The organism is [Muricauda] lutisoli (nom. illeg.) (genome assembly GCF_017313105.1).
Lineage (GTDB): Bacteria > Bacteroidota > Bacteroidia > Flavobacteriales > Flavobacteriaceae > Flagellimonas > Flagellimonas lutisoli.
The window spans coordinates 1,178,109-1,205,077 of sequence record NZ_JAFLND010000001.1 but is presented as its reverse complement, the minus strand read 5'-3'; the positions used below and the strand labels follow the sequence as shown (position 1 = coordinate 1,205,077).

Sequence of the window (26,969 nt, the reverse complement as noted above, 5' to 3'; positions counted from 1 at the left end):
TAGGTATTCAATTTTGTTTGCACTTTTTTTAAGTTGTTATTCCTTATCCCATTCGTTAAACCATTCGCTTCCAGGAATTTTAGCCACGACTACAAGTTTGTTTTTATAAACCCAACTCCAAATCTCTGGCGCACCTTGAATCTTTATTCTCCAATCGATTTGATCAAAGTTGGGTTGACCAAAAAGAATAGTGGCCGCCTTTTTCGCTTGTTCCTCGTTTTGGTAATTGATGATTACTTCATAAAGTGGTTTACTGTTCTCATTATCAAAGTAATAGATAACAGACGATATTTCCTTCAAATTAGTTTCCTGCGAATATATCAGCCTAAAATCAGTATTACTTTTAGTTTCTAATTTGAGGTTGCTCCCAATTACATTCTTAAAATCAGCCAAGTTGATTCCAAAGTATATTTCAGAATTTATTTCAGATGGCAATACACCACAAACTAGACCGGTTTTGTTTTGAGCTGTGGCCGAAATATTGCAAAAGAATAATGATGAGATGAATAAAAGGCATATTCTAGTTGTATGCTTTTTATTCATTTTTAGAATCTTAAAGTTAAGATATGGTATAATGGAATTATTGAGGTACATAATTGTTTGTATTGGTTCCTTTCTATGCTTTTTGCCAACGGTCTAGGCTATGATTTCGTTGTGGCTGTCCATTGATTAGAGCCGGCGTGGGCCACAAGACGAAACAATTCCTTTGGTCAATTATTTTCTTAAAAGTAGGGAATTTAATTCAAGGTAGTATGGAGCAATGAATTAGAGCCAACTCAAGTTTAATTCTGATTGAAGTGCAAAATCAATTATATACTTCACCAAAATGATGACAACAGTGCCAGTAGGTGATTATTGGTACTTCAAAAATTAAAATGGGAGGTATGCTATAAATCCTTTACATAGGTACGCCTACGCTTGATCACTTTGGGGTCAAAATGCTTCCACATTTGTTGTATGGCCAGATTATCCTCCAGTTCGGGGGTACGAATACAATTCACCACGCCCCGCTTTTTAAAGGTATCGTGGAACTCGTTGAAAATTATGGAGGTCACCCCTTTGTTCTGGTATTTAGGGTGGATGCCGATTAGGTAGAATATGGCATCTTTGCTGTGTTTACGGGCATGGAGCAAATGGTAAATCCCAAAGGGGAACAACTTGCCGTTGGCCTTTTGCAAGGCTCGTGAGAAAGAGGGCATCACAATGGCAAAAGCCACTAAATTATCGTCCGAGTCCACCACAAACTTGATATACTCAGGGTTGATAAAGCTGATGTACTTTTTCTTGAAATATTCCTTTTGGATATCGGTAATCTTTACAAAGGAGGACAGCTTGGCATAGGTATCGTTAAAAAGGTCGAACATCTTGTCCACCCAGGGCATGATTTCCGAACTTTTTTCAAAATTCATCTCCCGAAGTCCATAGCGCTTTTTGATCAATAGATTGGCCTTGGCAAATAGTTTTGGATCAGCATTGGAAGCCAAAAACTTGCTTTCACGGTATTCTTTTTCCTTGGTAAAGCCATGCTGCTCAAAATGCGATTGATAATAGGGGTGGTTGTACCAGGTCACCATGGTCCCGATATGGTCAAAACCTTCGGTAAGCACGCCCACTTTGTCCAAATTCGAAAAGCCAACGGGGCCTTCCATATATTCCAGATCATTGGCTTTTCCTATTTCGCGGACCTTGTCCAACAAGGCTTTGGAAACCTCCAGATCATCTATAAAATCGAACCAACCGAACCGCATTTTTTTGAGTCCTTGTTCCTTTACTTCCAGCCAATTGATAATAGCTGCTATACGTCCCACGATTTTGTTGTCCCGGTAAGCCAAAAAGAATTGGGCCTCCGCCGTTTTAAAAACAGGATTTTTTTCCTTGTCAAAAGAGGCCATTTCATCTTTGATGATGGGTGGGACCCAATACGGGGAATCCTTGTACAGGGAAAAAGGAAATTTTACAAAACGCTTAAGGTCGGATTTGGACTGAACCTGTTTAACGGAAACCATAGATGCAAATTAATCCCCAATATTATGAATATTACTTGCAGTAGAAAAATGAAGTTTGTGCAAAACTTAAAAATCTATACCCCCGCCTTTGTTTTTTCTGCGATTTCTCGATTTTTTCCGGTTGCTGTTCTTTTTGATTTTTCCATTGATGCCCGATTGCTGCTCGTTAATGGGGATGAGCTCATCTTTATGGAAATCCAACCGGTAAGAGAAGCCAAGCACTACGAATAATCGGGAAGGGTCATTTTTAAAGCCGGAACCCAAATGGAAATCTGCCTGAAAATTAGGGTTGATCAAGCGGGCCACACCGGTTCTTAAAATAATGTCCGAGTAACGGTCACCGGAAATTCCTTGGCCTTCAAAGAAAACGCTCCATCGGGGATCGCGAAAAGCATGTGTTATGGAAAGGGCGTAGCGCCATTCCGGAAAATCGGTGGTAATGCGATCGTACGCAATGTTGGAAATCAACACAAACCTTGGGGAAAGTCGACTCTGCGTTTGAATACCCCCACGGTAAGATACTGTGGGTTCACCAGGGTAAAACGGATTGTCGCCCACTACAAAATTGGCACCACCGTAGACCGATACGGCTGGGATCAAGTTCTTCCATTGGAACAGATTGTTGGCCCTCCAACTATATAAATTGGGTTTGTTGCGCTCGGGATTTTTGTAGGGATCGAAAACCAAATATTTTAAACCTACCCGGTTGCGCGAAAAATTGGTCAGTTTGCCCTCAATGCCAAAATCGGGATAGGTAATGTTCTGTGTGATGAACGACCCTTCGGCAATTACTTCCAGCTCTTCAAAAAGCAATCCGTACCTAAAGGCATAATCGGCCCCAAAAATATTGGAGTCGGAATTTAGCTCGGCATTGTCCTGTTGTTCATACAGCATTCCAACTTCGGCCTGAATCACATTTTTACCAACGGAATAGGCACTGGCGGCCCTTCCAGGTCTGTTGGAATTGATAACATCGGTATATTGCGCAAAAATGAAGGTTGGGAATAGAACGAAAAGGAAAAATGACTTTTTGATCATGGAAATGTCCATATAACTGGGTTTTTAATACTATTTTAAGATACGTTTGATGGGTTTGCGCTACTAACAGTGTAAATTTGATTCGATAACTAAGGTTATATGGTTTTACTGAAAACGATTTTAATTGTCATATTAGTATACTACGGGCTCAAATTCCTGATGAAGTGGTTGGCCCCGAAGCTCTTGAATTACGCTGTAAAGAAGACGAACGAACGTTTTGAGCAGCAGTTTGGGAGCCATCAAGATTTTGGCAATGAAGGACCTAAGGAAGGGGAGACCTCCATTTCCAAAAAACCGCCCCGCAAATCCAATCCCTCAAAAAAAGTTGGAGAATACATAGATTTTGAGGAAATTGATTAATATTTGCCGAATCAAAACCTATCCATGAATCTTTCTCCAAAAGCCATTATCACCCATATTTGTGTTATTGCTTTATTCATTCTTGCCTCACTGGTCTACTTTTATCCAGTTTTGCAGGGAAAAGCCATTTATCAGTCAGATATTGCCCAGTACAAGGGCATGGCACACGAACGGGATGCCTACAAAGATGTAACGGGCGAAGAATCGTATTGGACCAACAGTGCCTTTGGCGGTATGCCGACCTATCAATTGGGAGCCAATTACCCTCATAACTATGTAAAGGAATTGGACCGTTTGATTCGGTTTTTACCGCGTCCAGCAGATTATCTTTTTCTTTATTTCATAGGGTTTTACATATTGCTCTTATGCTTAAAGGTCGATTTTAGGTTGGCAGCCCTTGGGGCCATTGCTTTTGGATTTTCCACCTATCTGATCATTATTCTTGGCGTTGGGCACAATGCCAAGGCACACGCTCTGGGATACATCCCAATGGTTCTGGGTGGGATAGTGCTGGTTTTTCGGAAAAAATACATTCTCGGATTTATACTGACCGCATTGGCCATGGCACTGGAAATAAATGCCAATCACTACCAGATGACGTATTATTTTATGCTTTTGGTGTTGGTTATGGGCTTGGTATACTTGATCTATGCCATCAAAGAAAAGGAACTCAAACACTTTTTTGCTTCGGTAGGGCTATTGGTTTTGGCCGTAGTGCTGTCCGTTTTCACCAATGCCACCAGCCTAATGGCCACCAAGGAGTATGCGGATTGGAGTACACGGGGAAAATCGGAACTCACCGTTAACCCCGATGGAAGCGAGAAGGAGATTTCCACTGGGTTGGACAAAGAATACATTACCCAATATAGCTACGGTATCGCCGAATCACTAAACTTGTTTGCACCCCGATTGTTCGGAGGTTCGGGAGGTGAGGATCTGGGCAAGGATTCCAAAGCCTACGAGTATTTGACCAATCAGGGATTATCACCGACCAAAGCACTGGAACTTTCGAGCAGTTTACCATTGTACTGGGGAGACCAGCCCATAGTTGCTGCACCGGCCTATGTGGGCGCCATTGTGTTTTTCCTGTTTATGCTGGGTGTATTCCTGGTAGATGGCAAAAAGAAATGGTGGCTCTTATCGGGAGCAATTTTATCGCTATTGCTTTCTTGGGGGAGAAACTTTCCGTTGCTCACCAATTTTATGATAGATTACTTCCCGATGTACAACAAGTTCAGGGCCGTTTCTTCCATTCAAGTAGTGTTGGAGCTGTGCTTGCCAGTATTGGGAATTTTGGGAATACGTGAGTTGTTCAAATCATCCGTTGACCGGAAAGAAAAGCTGAGAGCTTTAAAACTGAGCTTCTTTGTTTCCGTAGGACTTGGTATCATAATTTTCTTATTGAAAGGCTTCTTTGACTTTGAGGGAATGCGCGACGAAATGTACCGCGGCTACTTTGGTGACGAATTGATGGCCATGATCCAGCGAGATCGTGAGGCAGTCTATGTGAACGATACTTTCCGTTCCTTGATCTATGTGGCCTTGGCCGCAGCGGCCTTATGGTTTTTTATCAAAGATAAAATCAACAAAAACGTATTGGTGTTCGCCTTGGGTGCCCTTATCCTGTTCGATTTGGTGGGAGTGGACCTCCGCTATGTGAACGAGGACGATTTTGTACGTCAGCGTCAGGTTAATCAACCATTCCAAGCCAGTCAGCTAGATCAAATCATTCAACAGGACGATTCCATTTACCGGGTTTTTAACCCAGAGGAGGGAATCAACGGAGCCCGCACTTCTTATTTTCATAAATCGATTGGCGGATATCACGCTGCAAAGCCCAGGGCACTTCAAAATTTGTTCGAATACCATTTGTACCAGAACAATCTCCAGGTGTTGAATATGTTGAACGTAAAATACATCGTTCAACAAGATGAGGAAGGGAACAGTTATCCCGCTGTAAACCCAGACGCCAATGGCAATGCTTGGTTCGTAGATCAATTGATTCCAGTTTCATCTGCCAATGAGGAAATTTTGAAACTGAAGGATTTCAATTCCAAAACCCAGGCGGTTGTCAACACCAAACAGTACCCAGAATTGACCAAATTACGGTATCCGGTGGATTCTGTGGCACGTATTGATTTGGTGGATTACCGGCCAAATTATTTAAAATACACTTCCAACAACCCCAATGATGGTTTTGCAGTCTTTTCCGAGATGCATTATCCATCCGGTTGGAACGCCTTTATTGATGGAGAGCCTACAGCACATTACAAAGTGGATTATGCTCTTCGCGGTATGAAAGTTCCTGCCGGCCAGCACGAAATCGAGTTCAAATTTGAGCCGGAAGTGGTGGAAACGGGAAGCCAGATTACTTTGGCGTCCAATATTCTCTTGGGAGTGATCATTGTTGGGGGATTGGGCTTTACCTTGTTCCGTGGAAAAAAGGAAGAATCCTAATGCGAAAAGTCTTGGTCATAGCGTACTATTGGCCTCCCGCTGGGGGACCAGGGGTACAACGTTGGCTCAAGTTCACCAAATACTTGCCAGAGTTTGGGTTTGAACCCATCGTTTACGTTCCTGAAAATCCCAGTTATCCATTAGTGGATGAAAAATTGGTAGAGGAAGTTCCGACGTCCATCAAAATACTCAAAAGGCGCATAAATGAACCCTATGGTTGGGCTTCACTGCTCTCCAAAAAAAAGACCAAGACCATAAGTTCGGGAATCATCAAAGAGAAAGATCCATCGTTTATTGAAAAGTTATTATTGTGGATTCGTGGAAACCTTTTTATCCCCGATGCACGGAAGTATTGGGTAAGACCATCTATTCCCTACTTGGCGAAAGTGATTGCGGATGAGGGTATTGACACCATTATTACCACAGGTCCGCCACACAGTTTACATTTGATAGGTCTGGGCCTTAAAAAGAAATACAATATCCGTTGGATCGCCGATTTTCGTGATCCTTGGACATCTATAGGCTATCATAAAAAATTACGGTTAACTGAATATTCTAGGCTAAAGCACAAAGCTTTGGAAAAAGGAGTGCTCTTGAAAGCCGATAAAATTGTGGTCACAAGCCACACTACGAAAACTGAATTTGAGGCCATTACCCCAAAACCCATAAAAGTGATCACCAATGGTTTTGATGATGAGTTACAGCCGGTAGAACTGGATTCCAAATTTACCATTTCGCATATTGGCTCTTTGTTGACAGGAAGAAACCCTTTAGGCTTTTGGCAAACAGTACAAGAATTGATTGCTGAAAATGAAGCATTAAAAAAAGCGCTCAAAATACAATTGGCAGGTGTAGTGGGGGAGGAAGTGCTGCAATCCATTAAGGATTTTGGATTGTCCGATTATGTGGAGCAGTTGGGCTATCTCCCGCACGACAAGGTCTTGGAAACCCAACAAAAATCGCAGCTCCTTTTGTTGTTGGAGATTGATTCGGAAGAGACCAAAGGCATTATCCCGGGAAAATTATTTGAATATTTGAACGCCAAGCGGCCCATTTTGGCCATCGGCCCAAAAGGATGGGAGGCTGGTGCCATGGTGGAACAGCACCATGCTGGAACTATGTGCTTGCAATCCGACGTCACTACCTTAAAAAGTGTACTTTTGGAGGCATTCCATCAATATACCGAAGGTGCACTGGTCTGTAATTCCGACGGGGTGGAGCAATATCATAGAAAGGCATTAACGGAATCTTTGGCTAATTTTATCTAATGGGCGTTGTTCTAAAACAATCCATACAGAATACCGTGGTAACGTATTTGGGGTTCTTTTTTGGGGCTATCAATACGTTGTTTCTCTACACTAAGATCCTGCCCGATGAATATTACGGTCTCGTTACTTTTATTTTGGCGTCGGGTGCCATCCTCATGCCTTTGATGGCCTTTGGAGTGCACAATACCATGGTAAAATACTACAGTAACCACCAAGAGGTGGAAAAAGACGGGTTCTTTACCTTGATGTTGTTGATTCCTTTGTTGGGCATACTGCCCGTAGCCTTGGTTGGTATACTATGGTACGACCCCATTGGTGATTGGGTATCCCAAGTGAACCCCATGGTGAAGGATTATTTGTGGTATGTATTTTTTGTGGGACTCGCAATGGGGTATTTTGAGGTTTTTTATTCCTGGGCCAAGGTGCATTTAAAGTCAGTTTTTGGCAATTTTATGAAAGAAGTCTTCGCTAGGGTGGGAGTATCCATCCTGCTCATTCTTTTTTATTTTGATGTGATCACGTTGGATATCTTCTTCAAATGTTTGGTGGGATTGTATTTATTGCGGACGGTCATCATTCAAATTTATGCGTTTACGCTACGGAAGCCCAAATTGGATTTTAAGTTTCCACCCTTTACCAAGGAAATTCTGTCCTATTCTTTTTTGATTATTTTGGGAGGTTCGGCAGCTTTGATCCTGCTTGAAATTGACAAGGTAATGTTGAACCAGTTCATCAGCATTGAGAATGTGGCATATTATGGGGTGTCCGTATACATTGCTACGGTGATTATTGTGCCCTCGCGTGCGATGCACCAAATCACCTACCCCTTGACCGCCGAATTGTTGAACACACACAATGATAAGGGGCTCAACCAATTGTACAAAAAGACTTCGCTCACCTTGTTTATTGCCTCGGGAATATTGTTCGTCCTAATTATCCTCAACTTGAACGATTTGTATTTAATGCTGCCCGAGAATTATAGAAATGGGTTTACCATTGTGTTCTTGATAGGGTTGGCCAAAGTAATGGATTCGTTGTTGGGGAACATTAATTCCATTTTGTACAATTCCCCATACTATAAAACAGTTTTGGTGTTTGGGGTATGTTTGGCCGCTTTAACTATTCTATTGAATTATTTACTGATACCAAGGTTTGGTCTTGAAGGAGCAGCTATCGCCAGTTTTATCTCTATTTTCATCTTTAATCTGGTCAAGCTTGTTTTTGTTAAAGTGAAGTATGGAATTCTTCCTTTTACTTCGGCTACATTTAAGGTGTTCGCTACCTTGTTGTTATTGGCAGTTCTTTTCGACCTATTACAGTTTCAGTTTCACCCTATCATCAATATCGGCTTAAAGTCACTTCTTGTGGTAGTGATGTACGTAGGTATTTTGTACCGCTTCAATATTTCCGAAGATGTAACGGGCTTTTTGTCCAAATGGCTCAAAAAAAATACCCCGTAGCGAATAAATTCAACCACGGGGTAAACAACTAACCAACCTAAAAAAATCTATCTAATTATTTCTTCTGGAAGCGCCTCTGGAGCTACTTGTTCTTGCGCTACTTTTTCTGGCACTTGAACTTCTGCTCACGCTGGGCCTAGAGCTACTTTTTCTGCTAACAGAACTTTTCCTTACACTAGGTCTAGAGCTTCTGGAAACGGCTTTCCTTGAAGAAGAGTTTCCCCTGCTTACCGTAGACCTACTTGGTGTTCTCGATGTGGTCTTCGGTTTTCTATACGTACTTTTTGCAGAACGGTTCACGGTTCTATTGTTTGTACGTGGGTCCACTTTTCTGACATTGGAACTTCTATTGTTCGAAGCACTTCTTGCCTTATTATTGGAAGCCGTTGTTCTTCCATACCTATTTACATTATTTGACTTTCTATATGTATTGCTTCTAGAATCTCTGGAAGCTACTTTTTGTCTTTTTACAGCATTACTGGAACGGTTTACCGCAGTGTTTCCTCTTCTAGAAGAATTCTTTGAAACCCTTGCATTACTTCTACCATAATCCGCTCTTCTTGCTCTATTGTCTCTTACGGAAACTCTTCTATCATTCCTATAAATGTTATCTCGTCTATATCTATTGTCGTTTCTGTACACTCTACCCAATCTGGCATAGGCCCTTCTGGTATTGTGTCTGTAAGGAGCATAATAAGTATATCGGATAGGTCTGTAATATCTTCTGTAAGGTCTTGCATATACATTGCAGAATCCTACGGCAGGTCTTACAAAATACCTATGGAATGGTCTGTACACATATCTTCTGTTATATATGTTGATGAATCCTGTGTAGTGACTAAAAACGCCTCCGTTGTAGTACACATGTAGTCCACCGATTCTACGGACCCTACCATTATTGTACCAAACATTTACGTTTCCAATTTGAGATACACGACCATAATAGTCATAAAAAATTGGGGTGTTCTCTACCTGGATTACAGCACCATAATCATCGTACTGGACATAAGGATTGTAATTATACCCAGAGTTAAAAGTGATTCCAACGTTTCCGATTCGTGCTCCAACACCTACATTAACCCTGTTGTCCATGTAGAAATCGAACTCACCATCAGGATACACGGAGAATGTAACTCCACCTTCGACAAAGATGAAAGAATTTCCATATCTATAATTTGTGGTTGTAGCCACTGTATTGGTTGTTTCTGCTTGGATACTCGGTATTCCAAAGACAACCGCTGCTATAATGAGTACTAACTTTTTCATACTACAAGGTTTTTAAGTTCTAGATGCAACTATTTACATCCACCCTGTTTAATGCAATCAGCGTGCCAAAAATCTTAACACACTGATTATCAGTATAAAAAAATGAAAATTGAACGATTTATTTGATAATGAACATTGATCTTCGGTTTAATTGATGTGCATCTTCTGAACAGTTTACACCATTGGAACAGTTATTGATCAGCTGTGATTCCCCATATCCTTTGGAGGATAATCTACTACGATCGATACCTTGGTTCACTAACCATTCAGATGAACAAAAAATCGATTACGATAAGGTGTTTTTCAAGTATTTTGCAGTGTAGGATTTTGTGTTCTTGATGATTTCCTCGGGAGTTCCCTCTACCACCAAATTACCACCTTTTTCACCACCTTCGGGGCCAAGATCTATAATATAATCGGCACATTTTACCAATTCCATATTGTGCTCTATCACAATAACGGAATGTCCTTTGCCTATCAACTCGTCAAAGGATTTGAGTAACTTTTTAATATCGTGAAAGTGTAGTCCCGTTGTGGGCTCATCAAAGATGAACAGGGCTTTTTCCTTGGTATGGCCTTTCACCAAGAACGATGCGAGCTTTATACGCTGTGCTTCACCACCGGACAGGGTAGAGGAGGACTGCCCTAAGGCCACATAACCCAAACCAACATCTTGCAGCGGCTTAAGCTTGGCAACTATTTTATCTTGTTTTTGGGTTGAAAAGTGTTCAATGGCATCATCAATGGTCATATTAAGTACGTCGTCGATGTTTTTGCCTTCAAACTGGACCTCTAAAATATCTTTTTTGAACCGTTTGCCATCACAGGCGTCACATTCCAAATGAACATCCGCCATAAACTGCATTTCTACTGTAATTTCACCTTCGCCCTTACATTTTTCGCAACGGCCACCATCCACATTAAAAGAGAAATGTTTGGCCTTATAGCCACGTAACTTGCTTAATTTTTGTGATGCGAACAGGCTTCGGATATCATCGTAGGCCTTTATATAGGTAACAGGATTGGAACGCGAAGAACGGCCTATGGGATTTTGGTCCACAAATTCCACGTGTTTGATATGGGAATACTTTCCTTCCATGGCAGAGAACTGGCCTGCCTTTTCACCGTACCCGCCCGTCTCTTTTAATATGGAAGGATACAGTATTTTTCTTACCAAGGTACTTTTTCCACTCCCGGATACTCCAGTAACAACGGTAAGCACATTCAAAGGAAATGTGACATCTATATTTTTAAGGTTGTTTTCGCGTGCACCCTTGATCTGAATGTAATGTTTGGAATTCCTACGCTCTTTGGGCACAGGGATTTCCATTGTTCCGTTGAGGTAGGATGCCGTCAAGGAATCGGAGGTAAGGATGGTTTCCCAGTCTCCCGTGGCCACAACTTTGCCGCCCAAGGTTCCCGCCTCTGGTCCAATATCAATGATTTCATCTGCGGCCTTCATAATATCTTCATCATGCTCCACGACGATAACGGTATTGCCCAAGTCCCTGAGGGATTTAAGCACTTCAATCAGGTTTTCTGTATCTCGTGGGTGCAATCCTATACTGGGCTCGTCCAGAATATACATGGAACCCACCAGGCTACTTCCCAAAGAAGTGGCCAAGTTGATACGTTGACTTTCTCCACCTGACAGTGTATTGGATTTTCTATTCAAGGTAAGGTAGCTCAAACCTACTTTGTCCAAAAAGTCCAAACGTGTAGTGATTTCTTTGAGCAGCCTTTTGGAAATGGAGGTATCGTGCTCGGAAAGTTGCAAGGCTTCAAAAAATGGGGTTAACTGTTTAATGGGCAGTTCGATCAAATCCGAAATGGATTTACCGCCTACCTTTACATAATCCGCTTCCTTGCGCAGTCGTTTTCCTTTACATACAGCACATCTGGTCTTGCCGCGGTAACGGGAAAGCATCACCCTGTTCTGGATTTTATAACTTTTTTCCTCCAACTGTTCAAAAAACTTGTGGATTCCTATAAAATGATCGTTCCCGTCCCAAACCAATTGTTTTTGTTCTTCGGAAAGCTCAAACCAGGGTTTGTGTATGGGAAAATCAAACTTGTAAGCTGAATTCACCAATTGATCACGGTACCAGCCCATACTTTCGCCCCGCCAAGGAAAAACGGCATTTTCGTAAACGGATAAAGCTGTATTGGGAATCACCAAATCGTCATCAATACCGATAACATCCCCATAGCCTTCACATTTTGGGCAGGCCCCGTACGGATTGTTGAAACTGAACAAGTGAACGTTCGGTTCCAAAAACTTCATCCCATCGAGCTCAAACTGGTTACTAAAGGTTTTTGTCTTACCAGTCTGAAGGTTTTCAATGGCACATTGGCCCTTCCCTTCAAAAAATGCATTGTCCACAGCATTGGCCAGGCGATTGAAAAAGTCCTCATCATCCTTAACAATAATGCGGTCCACTACAAGGTCGAATTCCCTACCAATATCTTCTGGAGCCTGATCGATTCGGATTACTTCTCCTTTGTATTTAATACGGGCATATCCTTGCTTGGAGAAAAGTTCCAACGACTTTAACGGTTCCCGCTCATCACTAATAGTGATAGGAGCCAATAACAGGAGCTTATCTCTCTCGTTCAACTCCTTTATATAATCGATCACATCGGTAACCGTATGCTTTTTCACTTCTTTACCAGAGATAGGGGAAATGGTCTTCCCGATTCGGGCATACAACAACTTTAGGTAATCATAGATTTCGGTTGTGGTCCCGACAGTGGATCTGGGATTGGTGGAGTTTACCTTTTGTTCAATGGCAATCGCTGGGGCTATACCTTTTATATAGTCCACTTTAGGTTTATCCAATTTCCCTAAAAATTGTCGTGCGTAGGAGGAGAGGCTCTCCACATATCTACGCTGTCCTTCGGCATACAGTGTATCAAAAGCTAAACTAGACTTCCCAGAACCGGATAAACCCGTGATTACCACCAATTTATTCCTTGGGATGACGACATCTATATTCTTTAGGTTATGCAGTTTGGCACCCTTTATGATAATATTCTGCTTGGGATCTACGTTGATATTGATTGCCATTTGTTAAAATTAGGGTTTCAAAGATACGATACACCACACTTAATACGTATATTGTAGCAGTTAACATATAAAAATCGTCAACTCACAACATAGATTTTAGGTCGCCTGCCTAATTATCTATATTCGAAGTGTAATTAAAATCCTGATAGGCCTATACAGAATAATTACTTTTTAAAGATTAAAAACTGAATAACTATAGTCTTTCTTGACAAAGGGGGGACTGTGATTTTAACCCAAAAAAAGTAATTTGTATGGAACAACTACAGATTAAAGACTCGATTTTAGTAAAGAATTATATTGACGGAGACGAAAAGGCTCTTGAAATCCTGATTAACAGGCACAACCAAAGAATCACCAGTTTTATTTACAGCAAAGTTTTGGACAGAGATGTTGCAGAGGACATCTTCCAGGATACTTTTATAAAGGTGATCAAAACCCTTAAAAAAGGAAAATACAGCGAAGAAGGTAAATTTTTACCTTGGGTGATGCGTATTGCTCACAACTTGGTGATAGACCACTTCCGTAAAAATAAAAGAATGCCCAAATTCGAGGGTAGCGACGATTTCAACATTTTCTCCGTAATCAAGGATGAAAAGTTGAACGCAGAAAAGCAATTGATCAAAGATCAAATTGAAAGTGATCTTACGGTTCTAATCGATGAATTGCCTGATGATCAGAGAGAAGTATTGATCATGCGTATTTACAAGGATATGAGCTTTAAGGAAATATCCGAAAACACAAATGTGAGCATCAATACAGCTTTGGGTAGAATGAGATATGCCCTTATAAACCTTAGAAAAATCGTAGAGCGTAAAAATATCGTTTTAACGAATTAATCGGCATTACGTCGAAGCCAACAATATTTCCAATCTAGCGCCGTTATATAATGGAAACAATTACTTACGCTAGAATATGGAAAACATTTACTCTGAAGAACAAAAATCCGTAAAAACGGTAAAAGCAAGTCGGGAAACAGTAGATTTTTTACTTAGCTTTTCAAAATCGATTCATGTAGTTGACTACAAAAAACACCAGTTTGAAGCAACATTGAATTAATTTAAGGATCAAACTGACGAAAAGAGCCGCAATTAGCGGCTCTTTTTGTTTTTATAATATTCGTTGATCACCGATTTTCTTCCAATGGTCTTGGTAATAATATCTTTATCCAAGTCCCAGCCCCTGGCAGGGGAATATTCCCTACCGTACCAAATAATTTGAAGATGCAATCGATTCCAGATTTCTTCAGGGAACAATCGTTTGGCATCGCGTTCCGTTTGTACCACATTTTTACCGCTGCTAAAACCCCACCGGTACATCAACCGATGTATATGGGTGTCCACTGGAAATGCAGGGATTCCAAAGGCCTGCGAAACTACTACACTAGCGGTTTTGTGGCCCACTGCAGGCAATTCTTCCAGTAGTGCGATGTCTCTGGGTACTTCACCCTTATATTTTTCGATCAGTATTTTGGAAAGGCCATAGATACCTTTGGATTTCATGGGGGAGAGGCCGACTGGTTTAATGATTTCTCGAATCTCATCCTCCGATAGTTTGACCATATCATAGGGGTTATCCGCTTTTTCAAATAACAACGGGGTGATTTGATTGACCCTAACATCGGTACTTTGGGCAGATAGTAAAACCGCGATCAATAAGGTATAGGGGTCTTTATGATCTAAAGGAATCGGAATTTTAGGATAGAGTTCGTCCAAGGTTTTGATAGCAAAATCAACCTTTTCTTGTTTGGTCATATTTGTTTAACTTTGAGAATGTAAATATTAAACAATTAATTCAATAGCAACGCACATGAATATGTTAAAAGTAGGGGATAAAGTACCTGATTTTTCAGCAAAAGACCAAGACGGCAACACAATTAATCTTAGTGATTACAAAGGCAAAAAATTGGTTGTTTTTTTCTACCCCAAGGCCAATACCCCTGGTTGTACTGCGGAAGCCTGTAATTTACGAGACAATTATAAAGAATTACAGGACCAAGGTTTCGAGCTTTTGGGCGTAAGTGCCGATTCGGAAAAGAAACAATCCAATTTTAGGGACAAATACGAATTTCCTTTCCCTTTACTGGCCGATGAGGACCATACTGTTATCAACACCTTTGGTGTTTGGGGACCAAAGAAATTTATGGGCAAGGAATATGATGGCATCCACCGTACCACATTTGTTATTGATGGTGATGGCGTTGTTGAAAATGTTATCGAAAAGGTAAAGACAAAAGATCACGCAGCCCAAATATTGGCTTAATAAAAAAGGCGCTGAACCAGCGCCTTTTTTATTTCTATTCTTTCTCTTCCAGAACTTTTCTGGTAAATAGGTTTTTCTCCTTTATAATCTCTGCAATACCTTCGGGCAATTCTTTTTCCCACCCTTCATCTTTCTTGATGATTTTCTTGAGTACGTCCCTTGAAAAAATGTGGAGTACATCAGGGTCGTAGTCAATAATGTCCATCACCTTGCCATTGTATTTAAAGAACTTGTACAGCTCCTTCATTCGTGGGTGAACTTTCACATTGTTACTGGTAAGTATCTGGCCCGTTTCTGGATCCTTCATCGGGTATAGGTAAACCTTCAGATCTTTAAAGAACAACTTACCGAACGCCTCCAAGATGCCACCACTTAAGTGACGATAATATTTTTCATCAAATACATCCACCAAGTTGTTGACACCCATGGTCAATCCAATTTTGGCCTTGGTGTAATTATTAAAGTATTCCACGAGTTTATAATACTCCTGGAATTTGGAGATCAATACCGTGTGGCCAAGAGAACAAAGCAATTCCGCTCGGTCCATAAAATCCTGTTCATCAATTTCACCGGCAGCCTTAAGGTTGGAAAGTGTTATCTCAAAAACAACGATGGCATTTTCCATATCCACCGTCTGCTCCCTGATAAAAATATCGTACGATTTCTGGAACATGTCCATATTTACCTTGGTCACAGGTCTAAAACTACCACGCAATGCCAAGATATTTTTCTTGTAAAGCACCGCTGCCGGAAGCAAGTTGTTCCCATCAGGACCGAACATTACCGCATCCGTCATGTCGTTTTTAATAAGCTGAAGACTCATCAAACGGTTATCGACATCAGCAAAATTAGGTCCTGTAAAGTTGATCATATCAATCTCCAAAGTATCATGGTCAATATGATCGTATAGATATTTTAATAGCTTTTTGGGCTTATGGAATTTAAAGAAGGCCCCATAGATCAAGTTTACACCTAAAATACCAAGGGTTTCCTGTTGTAATCTAGCTTCGTTTTGTTTGAACCGGATATGCAGTACAATTTCATCATATTCCTTCTGGTCCGGATCTAACTGAAAACGAAGTCCAACCCAGCCATGCCCTTTGTACCTCTTGGAAAAATCAATGGTGGCCACAGTATTGGCATAACTAAAGAATAAATAGTCCGGGTTACTGTCCCTACTGATCCGTTCTTCGACCAAACGCATCTCATGGTCCAACATCTTTTTTAATCGGGATTGGGTTACATAACGCCCATCTTCCTCGATACCGTAAATGGCATCACTAAAAGATTTATCGTAAGCACTCATTGCCTTTGCAATGGTCCCGGAAGCCCCTCCAGCTCTAAAAAAGTGCCTAGCGGTTTCTTGGCCGGCCCCAATTTCGGCAAAGGTTCCGTAAATATCTTGATTCAAGTTGATCCTAAGGGTTTTCGCCTTTATGGAAGGAATGTTTTCAAAAGCATTTTCTTTGCTTGGTATGCTCGGCATGTCCGTTTTTTTAATGTACAGCAAAGTTACACTCTTCAAGCAATCTATTAAATAAATAAGTTATAATTTTGGATTTAATGGATGATAAGATGACCATTACTTTTTTGGGTACGGGAACTTCACAGGGAATACCGGTAATCGGAAGCGATCATCCCGTTTGCTTAAGTTCGGACCCCAAGGACAAAAGGCTGCGGGTATCCGTATTGATCTCTTGGAATAATTATAATTATGTAATTGATTGCGGACCAGATTTTAGGCAACAAATGCTTACCAATCCGATAGACAAGTTGGATGGTATTTTGTTTACCCACGAGCATGCCGATCACACTGCGGGAATCGATGATATACGCCCCTTTTTCTTTCGACAGGGCGATATCCCCGTATATGCGCATCCGCGGGTGTTGGATTCCCTTCGCAGACGTTTCGACTATATTTTTGCGGATGAGGACCGTTACCCAGGGGCTCCTGCCGTTCAAGTCCATGAGGTTTTCAAAAATGAAAATATTCCTTTGGGCGATTTGGATGTTGTACCTATTGAAGCCTTCCACAACAGACTGCAGGTTTTTGGGTACCGCTTTGGTGAATTTATTTATATGACAGATGTAAAACGGGTAGAGGAAGAGGAAATCAAAAAAATGAAAGGCGCCAAAGTGTTGGTGGTAAATGCTTTGCGACGTGAGCCCCACCATTCCCATTTTAATTTGGAAGAGGCTTTGGAATTTGCCGAAAAGGTAGGAGCGGAGCAAACGTATTTCACCCATATCAGTGCTCTATTGGGATTTCATGAGGAAGTGGAAAAAAGTCTGCCCAAAAACATACATTTGGCCTACGATAACCTACAGATTAAAATTTAGATTTGATGAAAAACAGCATTTTTCTATACCTTTTTGTTTTTGCCGCGTTGTTGGCCCTTTTCCAATATGTTACCGGAAACAATATGCAAAAAGCGTTGACCTCGGATGTAAAACAACTTGAAGAAGAGGTGGTGAAGCTTGAGGATTCCTTGCAGACCATGCATTTAAAGGTATTGGACATGCAATATTTCACCTTGGAAAACAATGATGATGCTTTGGCCTACTACGAACATTTGAATTTAGAGAACCCATCGTTGTATATTCAGGATAAGCTGCTGGAAACCAATGAACAAAAAGGAGACAATCCATTGATTCCATATGAAGGAATGGAAAGTGACTTTAAGATCAACAAGATCAAAGTGCTCAACCATAAATGGATTCTGGCCGATTTTTCCGACGGGAAATATTGGGGCGACCTTATTATTAGGTATGAGCTAAAGGATGATCTGAGCGTGGACTTCACCTTGGCAGAACATTTGCTCTACGCTCCGCAGTAATCAGATAGCGGTTTCGCAGTATCCCTTTGGAAGTGTCCCAATGGCCAAAAATCTCACTGGTTTTCACAAGCGGTCTTGGCTCTTGTGTGTTGGGTGGAGTAGTTGGCAGAGGGCAGTGGACGCTAATCACGGTTCCTAAAAAAACAAGACCGGAAGAGCTTATATGCCCCACCCGGTCTTTATCATAATCTTGCACAAGTACTATCCCCAAAAATTTTAGGGACAAACGGGGGTTGCATCCGTAATATTCCAGTTTCTATTAACTATCAATGATTGTCTGGCTGCCATCTGATCTTGGGAAGCACAATCGACCTGAAGTCCCGTTGCACCAAGAATCATGTTCCAGGGAACATTGGCTTGATTGGCCCAACCCTGTAAGGTTAGGCCGTATGTGTTGGGGTCCATTCCCGAATTGTTCAGCATATAGGTCATGTATAATACATTGGCAATGTCCCATCCCCCTAGGTCCCTATTAAAGGAGATGGCGCCTTGGAACATGTTCCTCATTGTGGTCACATTGCCTGTGTTCCAGCCACCGATGTCCCCGTTAAACGAGGTGGCATCAATGAACATATACGACATATCGGTCACATTGCTTGTGTCCCAGGCACTGATATCCCCGTTAAAAGAGGTAGTATTGGTAAACATGCCATTCATAGTGGTCACATTGCCCACATTCCACCCACTGATATTCCCATTAAAGGAGTCCGCACTCGCGAACATGCCAAGCATATTGGTGACATTGCCCGTGTCCCATCCGCCGATGTCCCTGTTAAAGGAGATGGCATTCCAGAACATGGTCCCCATATCGGTAACATTGCCCACATTCCAGCCACCGATGTCCCCGTTAAAGGAGGTGGCACCTTTGAACATGCTCTTCATTGTGGTCACATTGCCTGTGTTCCAGCCACCGATGTCCCCGTTAAAGGAGTCCGCACTCGCGAACATACCAAGCATATTGGTGACATTGCTTGTGTCCCAAGAACCGAGGTCCCCGTTAAAGGAGGTGGCATCTTTGAACATATACGACATATCGGTGACATTAGAGAGATCAGGTACATCCGTGGCATGGTATTTCATGTTTGTGCACCCTGAAAAAGCATAGGCAAGACTTTTCCACTGTATGCTCCCCCATTGTTCGATACCCATCATCGCCTCCTTGTAGGTTGCTTCGAGCCCATACATATTTATTGCTGGGAACTCTCCCAGTATGACCACGGTATAGGTGCCTGCTGTGGCATACACATGAGAGAGTGGGTCTGCCGTGGCAATCTCCTCCACAGTGCCATCACCCCAGTCTACGGTATAATCATAGGTGTAACTATTTGATGTGCCGATCATTATTTTCTCCTCATTGGCGTTGGTTTTCCAAGTGGTGATAAAAGGGGCGGGGTCCTCGGCCATACTCTCTATCACGTTCTCCACCATAACGGTAATCGTGGCGGAGGCGGTGGTCTTCCCGTCGCTTACCTTCACTGTGATCACATGTTCCTTTGCCGTCTCAAAGTCCAGGTTCTTCCCCTGGACAAGGCTGAGCTCCCCTACTTCGGTAATCTCAAAGAGATCGTTGTCGTTCTCGGCAATTGTAAAGGTGAGGGCATCATCGTCGGCATCGGTGGCCGTTACCGTACCCACTGTATCGGTGTCCACTATATTTTCTTTTACCGTGAACACTTGGTTTTCTATCACGGGCGAATTATTGGGTGCCGCGGTCACTTTTATGGTCACCGTGGCTTTAGCGGTGTCCTCCCCATCGGTAACGCTAACCGTTATGCCGTACTGGACCTTGTTGTCAGTATTTAGGGCCTTGCCGGTGGCCAAGCCCAGCACGCCGGTCCCGGTGACCTCAAAGAGGTCGTTGTCGTTTTCGGAAATCGTATAGGTGAGGGCGTCATCGTCGGCATCAGTGGCCATTATTGTGCCAATGGCCTTGTTGTCTGCTATATCCTCCTGGACGGTGAACTCCTGAGCCTCGATTACCGGGGCACTGTTCTTTACCGGTTCGCGGCCGTGATCCTTGCCACAGGACCATACCAAAACCAAGGCCATTAGGGCAATATTCAATCTTCTTGCTTTCAATGTCATATTTTTTATATAAAGTGTTTATCTCTGCAAGAATGCCATTTTTATAAAAAAATAGGGAAGGGGATTTACCAATGGGCTATTTGGATTGATGGAAAGGAGGTTAGGGTTTATGGGATCCTATGACTTGAGATTAAGGAGTTGGAAGTTGGGAGGGGAAGTTCACGGTTCAACCCGTTAGTGTACATCTGTGGAACTTTTGTCGGGTAAAAACAAATTTAGGAGTTGGGAGTGACCCAGTTCCACAATCAAATATGCTCCTGCAACCAGTTTTTAAAGGAAAAGAAATTCTGCTGCGATACTCCATGCCCCACAGGAAACTCCTTGTAAGTTGTTGGGATGTTTAAGTTTTTTAGAAACTCTGGAGACTTTTGGGCCCATTCCAAGGGTATTACTTGGTCCACCTGCCCATGCGAAGCATAAATATTTAGACCGCTATGATCCTTATCCGTATAGTTGTCCACCAAAATATTTTTGTTGATGTATCCGCTGAGGGCGACCACATTCTTTACTTTTTCCGGATACGATAATGCCACTGCATAACTCAAAATAGTGCCTTGGCTAAACCCTAAAAGGGTAATGTTTTCTTTATCCAAGTTGTACGCTTCAATGGCCTCATCTATAAAAGCAACTATTTTTTCCCTGGACTCTTCGGCCTGCTCATCATCGCTCCATTTACCTTGTTCAGCATCAAAATTTATGGCATACCATGCATGGCCGAAAGGTTCCAGACCATAGGGGGCCTTTACCGAAAAAATCATCAATTCCTCCGGTAGTTCAGATGCAAATGAAAAAAGGTCTTCCTCGTTGCTACCGTAACCATGGAACATAAAAAGTGCAGGAGCTTTTTCAGATTTAATTGAGGATGGACGCAGTAAATATGTTAATGATAAGGGTTTGAGGGACATTATTTTAATTTATGATATGAATGTGAACCATTTTTGAAAGTATTTGCCCAAAAAAGGCAATGGCTTGGTCGTTTCATTTAGGACTTGTAAAAAGCCAAATACCCAGATAATAAGATAAAAAATATAGATGGGTAAAGACAAATAAACGTAACCGGAGTAAGTAAGCAAAATGGCCAGGGCATGAAAAAGTACATGAATCCCAAAAGCCTGTCGAATGTGAAAACGGGCAAAAGCATTCTTGGGTTCAATGTTCATGGTAATGGCTATTAAGCAGCCAATTATGGTAATGTAAGCTACAATCGCGGTAGTTTTGCCGGGTTTGGAGTCACTCATTATAATGTACTTTGATCATTGTTGATAATTCCGTAAACCTTTCCTTTTAAGGTAGCGCCTAGGAACATGCTGTTTTTTGATGTCGACAGGATATCTTTTCTATCAAAAGTATACTCGCCGTCAGGATTAAAAAGGGTGAGACACGCTTTAGAACCTTCTGCCAGCTTTGGTATTTCTATTTGATATCGTTCTCGACCCTTGGTCAATATGTCGATGGTTTCGTCAAGTTCAAAAATGGTATTCAAACTTCCGAAGGTAGATTCCAGTCCAAGGCTACCGCTTTTTGCATTATCGAACTCCACACGTTTATGCTCAATATCCATCGGAATGTGGTCCGAGGTCACAAAATCAATGGTTCCGTTTTTCACCCCTTTGATTAAGGCTTTGCAATCCGTATTGGTCCGTAAAGGGGGAGATACCTTGAAATGGGTATCAAAACCTATCAAATTCTCGTCCGAAAAGAAGAGGTTGTGCACGGCAACACTACAGGTCACATCCAAGCCCTTTTTCTTGGCCTCGGCAATCAGTTTTACAGAGCCTGCCGAGGAAATTGTGGGTATATGAAGTTTTCCTCCAGTATATTCCAGTACAAACAAATCCCTTGCGATCTGAAGTTCTTCGGCCAGAGCAGGGATTCCTTTAAGTCCTAGTTTTGTTGATATTTCGCCTTCGTGGGCGACACCTTTTCCTTTGATATCGCCGTCTTGCGGAAAGGAATACACCAATCCATCAAAATTTTGGGCATACAACAGTGCTATTTTGAGCAGATTGGGATTGGAAACCTGTTTTTTGAAATCGTAAAAAGCAACAGCACCTGCATTTTTCATATCAAAAAGTTCGGCAAGAGCTTCCCCGTCCGAATTTGTGGTCAAAGTACCAATAGGATGCACCTTGGTGGCTTTGCCTTGTCCACGTTCCTTTAAAAACACAACATCAGAACTGGTATCAGGAACCGGGTGGGTGTTCGGGTTGAGCACAATATCGGTAAAACCGCTTTTGCCCGCTGTAAAAAGTCCATTGGCTATGGTCTCGCGTTCTTCAAACCCTGGTTCGCCAAAACTTACACTGCTATCAAACCATCCCAATGAAACGTGCAGGTTCTCCTTTTCCACCACCTTTATATTGGCAGGAGCTTCCACAGAGGCGCCAATCTTTTCTATGATCCCTTTTTTGATTAGGATATCACGTTTTTTCAAGTGAAGTTCCTTGTTCCCAGGGCATACGATTTTTGCAGACTTCAGCAGAATGTTCATGTAACGAATTTTTGAATGAATACCTCAATAAGCGCCAGAAGCAACGCTAAAATAACAAACCATTTCCAATATGCGGTAATGTTGCTTTCCGCTTCCAAATACTCGAACAAGGCAGGAATGGAATCCATGGTGTTTATATTTTCCAATGTAGCCAGATCCAGATACTTGAGAAGACTTTCACTTCTTGGATAATTGAAACTTATATTTTGTAAAGTTTGATTGTTCTGTACAATCGAGTAAATCCCATCTTCCGCAGGGTTCTGGTCAAAAGTAAGTCGTACTCGATTGTTGAAAATCTGCTGTAGCGGAATAAATTCATACCCTTCCTTGGTGACTTTCACAATATTCTCGGCACCGATTTCCGCGGAAATATCCACGGTGTTGGCGTTGCCAAGGGTTTGATAAGTTTTCGGCACCCGCAAACTTGATTGTGCCATATTATAAAAGGTTGGCACGATCAATGGTGAGTTAATGAAATTTGAATTTTCCAATTCCAAAGGGACCGTAAATACATACAATCCATCATCGCCGACCAAAAAGGCGTCACCACTGTCCATGGACAATGCCATAGGAAGACTCGTCCGAATCCTAAAATGTTCTTTAACGGATGGGTATTGAAAATTTGTTACTTCCTGTTCAAAAACGTTGCGATATAATGGATGATCGAAGGTTATGGTGGTCAATTGTTGATCTAGAACAACTTTTTCTGAAAATTGGGTGGACGAAAAACCGGATAACAAGCTATTGTACGATGAAATATCGCTGTTGGTGGCGGGAACAACAATCAATGTACCCCCATCATTTTTAAATGAACGTAGCGTATTCTGAAGACTACTTGGAATTGCTGTCAGATTATCCAAGACCACCACATTTTGATTGTCCAAATTGCTGTAATCCAGCTGGTTCAATCGGTATTTTTGAAAATTGAACTCATCACCTCTGAAAAGACGGTTTACATAATCACCATCCGATTCGCTAATGGCCAGCACATTGATTTTTTCTTTGGAATTGATGTTAAAGTAAAAACGATTGTCGTATCCCAATGCATTATCAATAATGCTCAAACGCCCGTTCAACGCTTTATTGGCGGGAATGGTAAATTCGACTTCCGCATCTCCATCCGACTTAAATTTTGCGGCTGTTTTGGCAATCAGCTCTGCATCATTATAAAGTGAAATGGGCAAGGCCTCATCTTTATTACCACCAGAAAGGAATACGTGGAGTGTCGCCTGATCGTTGACATTTTCGTCCACATAAACAGAATCTATTGAGATATTCTGACTTTGCTGAGATTGCATTGGAACAAAATAAGTAGACAAAGCAGCATCTATCTCGGTGTTTTCCGCGGATATCCTTTCCTGGAAATCCGAGACCACAATCAAGTTTTTGACAGTACCCTTATTTTGGGAAAACATGCTTTTCGCCTTTAGGCCAATTTCATTAAGATTCAATTGTTTGTAGGAGTAGGGGAGCGATAACAATGAGTTTTGGATATCCGACACTCTAACATTGCCAAATGTTTTTTCGTTGGTAAACAGACTGAATTCGGACTCCCCATCAATATTCTTGATCAAGTCCTGGACCGCTTTCTCCAAAAGTGAAATACCATTGTTCTTGGCCTGCATGCTAAAGGAGTCGTCCAAATATACTACGGTCTCCTTTTCTTTTAGTGCCGTGTTCGCCGAAGTAAAAGGTTGGGCAAAAGCAATGATAATGGCAGCAAGCAACAACAAACGGGTGAACAAAAGCAACCATTTTTTAAGGGTGTTGCTTTTTCTGGACTCGGAAACCACCTTTTGTAGCATGGCCACATTGGTAAAAGGGGTTTTTGCAAAGCGCCGTAATTGAAATAAATGGATTAAAATGGGTATGACTAGAAGAAAAAGTGCCCAAAGAATTTCTGGATGTTTAAACTGCATTCCCAACATTGCTTGATCAAAGATAGGCATTAAAACATTCTGATTTCAAACTTCATTTATCAACGATCAATCAACAATCTAGAATTTATTGCAATTTCGAACGCTCCGATGACTATTGGGACTCAGAAATCCAGATGCTTCAGTCGTTATGCTCCTTCAAAATGGCAGGTCGAGAATAAATGAGAAGATACGATATGTCATTCTGAGCAAAGCGAAGAATCCCTTTTCTAAAAAAAAGTCAATGTCTAACAAAAAAAGAAATAATCCTGCATTGGGGATTGACCCAGTTCGGAAAAATAACTTCGGATTTCGTTTTGTGCTTCCTCATTGGCCACAGTAATAATGCTCTGTGGATTTTTCAAATCCTGCAAAGCATCAAAATGAACCAGTACTTTATCATAGATTTTTTTACCGATTTTATTTGGGTTATCGCATAACCAAACAAAATCCAAACCTTGCTTTTTTAATCCTTTTGCAATCTTTTTTCCTTTAAATCCGGCACCCCAGACCACCAATGGTCGTTGGGTATCATGATTTAGCTTTAAAAAATAGTGGAGCTTGATGTCCAAAAAATAATTTTGGGCATAGTGCTCGTGGGTTCTGGAAGTACGGGTATCGTAGTCACGCCAAAGATGAAGTACTTGATTGCAAGGAACAATTTTAAGTGCATGTTCGTAAAATCGAAATGTAAGGTCGTAATCTTCAGGATAGCGATGGGAATCAAAACCTTTACATTTTTCAAAATCTTCACGCTCGACCATCCAGCATGGGGAAGGAATAACGCACTCTTTGTAAATCTCATCAAAGTTGTTTCCTTCAGCTGTCAATTGGTTCAACCATTGTTCATAGCGCTCATAACCATTACTAATGCCCCGATGTGAAAAATATTTTACTTGCCCTACAGTAATATGACCAGTTCCATTTTCTTTTAAAGAATTTATCATGACCTCCAAACGGTTCGGTTTCATGATATCATCCGAATCCATCCGGGTTACAAATTGACCATGACTCTCGGCGTAGCCAGTTTGAAGCGCGGGAATGATGCCACTCCCTTTGTTTTGAAAAACTTTGATGCGCTCATCTTTTTTGGAGTAGGAGGAGAGGAGTTCGAAGCTCTTATCGGTAGAATGGTCGTTTACTGCCAAAACTTCCCAATCGGTATGGGTTTGGCCCACAATGGAATCTAAACATTCGGGTAGATAATGAGCAGTGTTTTTAAAGGGAATAATAATACTGACCTTTCCTTTTTGCATGCTGCAATGTAACTAAATCTTGGCAAGCGGTTTAGTCGAAGGGGAGCAAATCCGGTTCCAAATATGCTGTTTTCGCTTTTGGGTCGGCAAGGACACTTTTTCCATAATGTTGAAAAAGTAGTTCTTTAAATGAGGTAATAAGTCTTGGATTCTCCGCCACAAATTCATCAAATGTGGCTGCATTTGATTTTTGCCTGAAATGATGCACCACTTTTACGGCAGCCACTGTCAACGTAGTGTGGTACTTGGTACCATTTCCATGGATCCGATCAAAATTTTTGATGGCCTCACATGTTTTGGAAATAGCAGTTTGCTCATCAAACATTTCAAGATAAATCCAAGCCAATTTTATATGTGCCTTATGATTGAACTGTTGCGGAGGAAATTTTCCTTTTTCAAATGCACGTATAAAATCAGCATTGTTCATTTTACTCGGTCTTGAGTGCCTTATCAATAGATGCTTTTACCATACGCTCCATAATTTCATATCCAGCTTTGGTTACATGCACCTCGTCCGTCGTAAGTTCGGATGGCAGACCATTTCTATCGTCGGTCATTTCCGAGAAATAGTCCAAGTACATCACACCTTGCGCTTCGGTCATATCCTTGAGCATTTTGTTCAGCTTCGGAATCTTGATGTTGGGTTCCAAACCTGGCCTCCACGGGTAATCGTAGGCAGGTAGCACTGAACATACAATCGGCTTTATGTTATTTGCTTTTGCCAATTCGACCATGGATAAAATATTATCATGGATTTGTTCCAACGTCATGGGGCCCGTATTGCCTGCAATATCGTTGGTTCCTGCCAAGATGACGACTACTTTGGGGTTTAGGTCTATCACATCTTGGCGAAAACGAAGCAACATCTGTGGGGTGGTCTGCCCACCAATGCCCCTGTTTACATAAGGGTTTTCGGCAAAAAATTCTGGATGGGTACCTATCCACATTTCGGTGATGGAATTGCCCATGAATACCACCCGGTTTTCACCATCTGCTGGAGCGGGAAGTTCTGCATTCGCATTGTTGTACTTTTCCAAATTGGGCCAATCTTGGGCATTGATTTTTGAGGAACTCGACAATCCTAAAAAAGAGATCATGATCCAGAGTATGGTTTGTTTTTTCACTATTGGTAGTTTTTGCTAAAAGTATGAAATTTAAGGTAAAACCAAACCCATAAAAAAAGCGGTACGACTTAAAATGTCA

23 protein-coding genes and 1 pseudogene are annotated in these 26,969 nt (G+C 41.6%); 8 read left to right on the top strand and 16 right to left on the bottom strand.

The features are described from left to right. Positions 1-36 precede the first annotated feature (36 nt). The 3 genes from J0X13_RS05685 to J0X13_RS05675 all read right to left on the bottom strand — a co-directional run bounded on the left by J0X13_RS05685 (position 37) and on the right by J0X13_RS05675 (position 3,056). A complete protein-coding gene (locus tag J0X13_RS05685) occupies positions 37-543 on the bottom strand; it encodes a hypothetical protein (protein WP_207070462.1) in 507 nt (168 codons plus the stop codon). Between the two features lie 344 nt (positions 544-887). After that, positions 888-2,006 carry an N-acetyltransferase gene (locus J0X13_RS05680; RefSeq protein ID WP_207070461.1) on the bottom strand — a complete coding sequence of 373 codons (1,119 nt, stop codon included), beginning with the start codon at positions 2,004-2,006 and terminating at the stop codon, positions 888-890. Positions 2,007-2,072: 66 nt separating this feature from the next. Further along, positions 2,073-3,056, bottom strand: a complete 984-nt coding sequence (locus J0X13_RS05675) for a transporter (RefSeq protein WP_207070460.1) — start codon at positions 3,054-3,056, stop codon at positions 2,073-2,075. 87 nt (positions 3,057-3,143) lie between these two features. Between J0X13_RS05675 and J0X13_RS05670 the strand changes: the two genes are divergently transcribed. The 4 genes from J0X13_RS05670 to J0X13_RS05655 are packed head-to-tail and all read left to right on the top strand — an operon-like array spanning position 3,144 to position 8,589. Then, entirely contained in the window at positions 3,144-3,404 is a 261-nt protein-coding gene (locus tag J0X13_RS05670) for a DUF4834 family protein (protein WP_207070459.1), read from the top strand. Between the two features lie 24 nt (positions 3,405-3,428). Then, positions 3,429-5,861, top strand: coding sequence for a YfhO family protein (locus J0X13_RS05665; protein ID WP_207070458.1), 2,433 nt, complete (start codon positions 3,429-3,431; stop codon positions 5,859-5,861). Continuing rightward, complete coding sequence (locus tag J0X13_RS05660; RefSeq protein ID WP_207070457.1) at positions 5,861-7,129, top strand: glycosyltransferase; 1,269 nt, start codon at positions 5,861-5,863, stop codon at positions 7,127-7,129. The genes J0X13_RS05665 and J0X13_RS05660 overlap by 1 nt, the downstream gene beginning before the upstream one ends. Continuing rightward, the gene (locus J0X13_RS05655) at positions 7,129-8,589 is read left to right on the top strand and encodes a lipopolysaccharide biosynthesis protein (protein WP_207070456.1); all 1,461 of its coding nucleotides are present in this window, start codon (positions 7,129-7,131) and stop codon (positions 8,587-8,589) included. Before J0X13_RS05660 ends, J0X13_RS05655 begins: the two co-directional genes overlap by 1 nt. A gap of 51 nt (positions 8,590-8,640) precedes the next feature. Here the strand turns inward: J0X13_RS05655 and J0X13_RS05650 are convergent, their stop codons facing one another. The 3 genes and pseudogenes from J0X13_RS05650 to uvrA all read right to left on the bottom strand — a co-directional run bounded on the left by J0X13_RS05650 (position 8,641) and on the right by uvrA (position 12,922). Further along, positions 8,641-9,855, bottom strand: coding sequence for a hypothetical protein (locus J0X13_RS05650; RefSeq protein ID WP_207070455.1), 1,215 nt, complete (start codon positions 9,853-9,855; stop codon positions 8,641-8,643). 118 nt (positions 9,856-9,973) lie between these two features. Further along, positions 9,974-10,123: pseudogene (locus J0X13_RS15710) on the bottom strand (OmpA family protein); the annotation flags it as partial. Between the two features lie 18 nt (positions 10,124-10,141). Further along, the gene (gene uvrA, locus J0X13_RS05645) at positions 10,142-12,922 is read right to left on the bottom strand and encodes an excinuclease ABC subunit UvrA (RefSeq protein WP_207070454.1); all 2,781 of its coding nucleotides are present in this window, start codon (positions 12,920-12,922) and stop codon (positions 10,142-10,144) included. Positions 12,923-13,173: 251 nt separating this feature from the next. Here uvrA and J0X13_RS05640 point away from each other — a divergent pair, with 251 nt between their 5' ends. After that, on the top strand, positions 13,174-13,758 hold the full coding sequence (locus tag J0X13_RS05640) for an RNA polymerase sigma factor (protein ID WP_207026418.1): 585 nt from the start codon (positions 13,174-13,176) through the stop codon (positions 13,756-13,758). 252 nt (positions 13,759-14,010) lie between these two features. Here J0X13_RS05640 and J0X13_RS05635 read toward each other — a convergent pair whose 3' ends face one another. Continuing rightward, positions 14,011-14,673, bottom strand: a complete 663-nt coding sequence (locus J0X13_RS05635) for an endonuclease III domain-containing protein (RefSeq protein WP_207070453.1) — start codon at positions 14,671-14,673, stop codon at positions 14,011-14,013. 55 nt (positions 14,674-14,728) lie between these two features. On the opposite strand from J0X13_RS05635, the gene bcp reads away from it, so the two are divergent. After that, complete coding sequence (gene bcp / locus J0X13_RS05630) at positions 14,729-15,181, top strand: thioredoxin-dependent thiol peroxidase (protein ID WP_207026420.1); 453 nt, start codon at positions 14,729-14,731, stop codon at positions 15,179-15,181. Positions 15,182-15,215: 34 nt separating this feature from the next. Here the strand turns inward: bcp and J0X13_RS05625 are convergent, their stop codons facing one another. Beyond that, a complete protein-coding gene (locus J0X13_RS05625; protein WP_207070812.1) occupies positions 15,216-16,667 on the bottom strand; it encodes a TonB-dependent receptor in 1,452 nt (483 codons plus the stop codon). Positions 16,668-16,744: 77 nt separating this feature from the next. Between J0X13_RS05625 and J0X13_RS05620 the strand changes: the two genes are divergently transcribed. Then, positions 16,745-17,521, top strand: a complete 777-nt coding sequence (locus tag J0X13_RS05620) for an MBL fold metallo-hydrolase (protein WP_242535620.1) — start codon at positions 16,745-16,747, stop codon at positions 17,519-17,521. A gap of 5 nt (positions 17,522-17,526) precedes the next feature. After that, on the top strand, positions 17,527-18,018 hold the full coding sequence (locus J0X13_RS05615; RefSeq protein ID WP_207070452.1) for a hydrolase: 492 nt from the start codon (positions 17,527-17,529) through the stop codon (positions 18,016-18,018). A gap of 216 nt (positions 18,019-18,234) precedes the next feature. On the opposite strand, the gene J0X13_RS05610 is transcribed toward J0X13_RS05615, so the two are convergent. The 8 genes from J0X13_RS05610 to J0X13_RS05575 form a co-directional block, all read right to left on the bottom strand. After that, entirely contained in the window at positions 18,235-20,097 is a 1,863-nt protein-coding gene (locus J0X13_RS05610) for a BspA family leucine-rich repeat surface protein (protein WP_207070451.1), read from the bottom strand. A gap of 251 nt (positions 20,098-20,348) precedes the next feature. After that, positions 20,349-21,008: an alpha/beta hydrolase gene (locus J0X13_RS05605; protein ID WP_207070450.1), complete on the bottom strand. Its 660-nt coding sequence runs from the start codon at positions 21,006-21,008 to the stop codon at positions 20,349-20,351. 9 nt (positions 21,009-21,017) lie between these two features. Next, the gene (locus tag J0X13_RS05600) at positions 21,018-21,341 is read right to left on the bottom strand and encodes a hypothetical protein (RefSeq protein ID WP_207070449.1); all 324 of its coding nucleotides are present in this window, start codon (positions 21,339-21,341) and stop codon (positions 21,018-21,020) included. Then, on the bottom strand, positions 21,341-22,594 hold the full coding sequence (locus J0X13_RS05595; RefSeq protein WP_207070448.1) for a dihydroorotase: 1,254 nt from the start codon (positions 22,592-22,594) through the stop codon (positions 21,341-21,343). Before J0X13_RS05595 ends, J0X13_RS05600 begins: the two co-directional genes overlap by 1 nt. Continuing rightward, a complete protein-coding gene (locus tag J0X13_RS05590) occupies positions 22,591-24,513 on the bottom strand; it encodes a BatA domain-containing protein (protein ID WP_242535619.1) in 1,923 nt (640 codons plus the stop codon). Before J0X13_RS05590 ends, J0X13_RS05595 begins: the two co-directional genes overlap by 4 nt. 245 nt (positions 24,514-24,758) lie before the next feature. After that, a complete protein-coding gene (locus J0X13_RS05585; RefSeq protein ID WP_207070446.1) occupies positions 24,759-25,766 on the bottom strand; it encodes a glycosyltransferase in 1,008 nt (335 codons plus the stop codon). Positions 25,767-25,797: 31 nt separating this feature from the next. Continuing rightward, positions 25,798-26,193 (bottom strand): hypothetical protein, encoded by a 396-nt coding sequence (locus J0X13_RS05580; protein ID WP_207070445.1) that lies wholly within the window; start codon positions 26,191-26,193, stop codon positions 25,798-25,800. 1 nt (position 26,194) lies between these two features. After that, complete coding sequence (locus J0X13_RS05575) at positions 26,195-26,890, bottom strand: SGNH/GDSL hydrolase family protein (RefSeq protein WP_313786428.1); 696 nt, start codon at positions 26,888-26,890, stop codon at positions 26,195-26,197. Positions 26,891-26,969: the final 79 nt, after the last annotated feature.